This window comes from Neisseria sp. P0022.S010 (assembly GCF_051956635.1).
This window is the reverse complement of the sequence record NZ_JBQCXF010000551.1, coordinates 1-1,950: the sequence shown is the minus strand read 5'-3', so window position 1 is coordinate 1,950 and position 1,950 is coordinate 1. Positions and strand designations below refer to the sequence as shown.

Genomic DNA, 1,950 nt, shown 5'->3' with positions numbered 1-1,950 from the left:
GTCTTCGACCACCGCGTCCAGCGATTTAGCGAGCTGGCTTTGGTTCACGTCGTGCTGATACTGGCCCACGCCGATGGATTTGGGGTCGATTTTGACCAACTCGGCAAGCGGATCTTGCAGCCTGCGGGCGATGGACACCGCGCCGCGCAGGGAAACGTCCAAGTCGGGGAACTCGCGCGCCGCCAGTTCGGACGCGGAATAAATCGATGCGCCGGCTTCGGAAACGACGATTTTGTGCAGCCCCATTTCCGGCATTCCGCGCACCAGTTCGCCCGCGATTTTGTCGGTTTCGCGGCTGGCGGTGCCGTTGCCGATCGCGATGAGCTTCACACCGTGCTGCTTAATCAGGCGCGACAGCGTTGCCAACATATTGTTTTCTTGGTGCAAATAGACAATGACCGTATCCAGCAGCTTGCCCGTGTCGTCCACCACGGCGCATTTCACGCCGTTGCGGTAGCCGGGGTCGAGACCCAAAGTGGTCAGCCGCCCAGCGGGCGCGGCGAGCAGCAAGTCTTTGAGATTGCGGGCGAACACGGTAATCGCGTCGGTATCGGCGGCTTCTTTCAGACGACCTAAGGCTTCGAGTTCCAGCGACAAAAAGATTTTCGCGCGCCAAGTCAGGCGCACGGTGTCGCGCAGCCATTTGTGGCCGTCTGAAACCTTGAAACGGCGGGCGATGATTTGCTCGTATTCGCTTTGCTGAGTAATCGGCGTGTCGTCGGGCTGGTATTTGAGCGCGATGTTCAACACGCCTTCGTTGCGGCCGCGCAAAACCGCCAGCGCGCGGTGGCTGGGCATGGCGCGGACGGGTTCGCGGTGGTCGAAATAATCGCTGAATTTTTCGCCTTCGGTTTCTTTGCCTTCAACGACTTGCGCGTGAATTTCGGCTTCGTTCCACAGCTTGTCGCGCAGTGTGCCGATGAGTTCCGCATCTTCGGCAAACTGCTCCATCAGAATCGCGCGCGCGCCGTCCAGCGCGGCTTTGGCGTCGGGGACGTTTTCGTTCAAGTAGCATTGCGCGGCGGCTTCCACATCTTGCGGCTGCTCGGCAAGCAACACGTCCGCCAGCGGCTGCAAACCGTGTTCGCGCGCGATTTGCGCTTTGGTGCGGCGTTTGGGTTTGTAAGGCAGATACAGGTCTTCCAGCGCGGTTTTGTTGTCGGCGGCTTCGATTTGCGCCCTGAGGTCGTCTGAAAGCTTGCCTTGCTCTTCAATGCTTTTTAAAACAACGGCTTTGCGCTCTTCCAATTCGCGCAGGTATTGCAGCCGCTCGGCAAGCTGGCGCAGCTGCGTATCGTCCAAGCCACCCGTGGCTTCTTTACGGTAACGCGCGATAAAGGGGACGGTTGCGCCGTCGTCCAAAAGCTCAATGGCGGCATTAATTTGCGCAGTGGTGGCGGAGAGTTCTTGAGAGAGGATTTGGGTGATGTTCATGGGGGTCCTTTTGATGGATGCAGGCTGCTTTTTGGGGTGCAGGTTGAAATGAAATTTTCAGGTAGCCTGAAAGGTTATTTTTGAGGATTTTGTTTGTGTTCCCAAGTTTCAAGTAAATAAATTGCCAGTGCTCCTGATAAATTAACGGCTAATTGTGCATGACGGGGCTTGGGATTAACTCCTATTTTTCCCTTACCGTGCGCATCGCTCAAACGGTTTCGTAATGCACCTAATCCTTCAATGGTAGCAGTGCAGCCACCTAGTATTTGCTTGAAAATATCTTCCGTATGTTGTGATGGTGCAAGGTTGAGATATTCGGCTGTTTGTTTATACAGTTTTTGTAAATCCTGTCTGTCATCGTAAGTAATTTTTGCTTCATCTAAGATATATTTGCATACACTTTCTATCAGTGTTCGTGCAGATGTAATTGCTCCTTCTGGGTCATCAATCCGTCTTTCGAGAGCCTTTTTCCAAGCATTTTCTATATGTATAGCATCGAGTTTTTTAATGCTTTGA

Annotated in this window: 2 protein-coding genes; both read right to left on the bottom strand. The window is 53.8% G+C overall.

All coding sequences use genetic code 11. From position 1 onward, the window contains the following. Positions 1-1,434, bottom strand: a 1,434-nt coding sequence (locus ACTHUT_RS19285) for a Tex-like N-terminal domain-containing protein (RefSeq protein WP_440419448.1), incomplete at its 3' end; no start/stop codon positions are given. 74 nt (positions 1,435-1,508) lie between these two features. Then, on the bottom strand, positions 1,509-1,950 hold a 442-nt coding region (locus ACTHUT_RS19280), incomplete at its 5' end, for an abortive infection family protein (protein WP_440419446.1).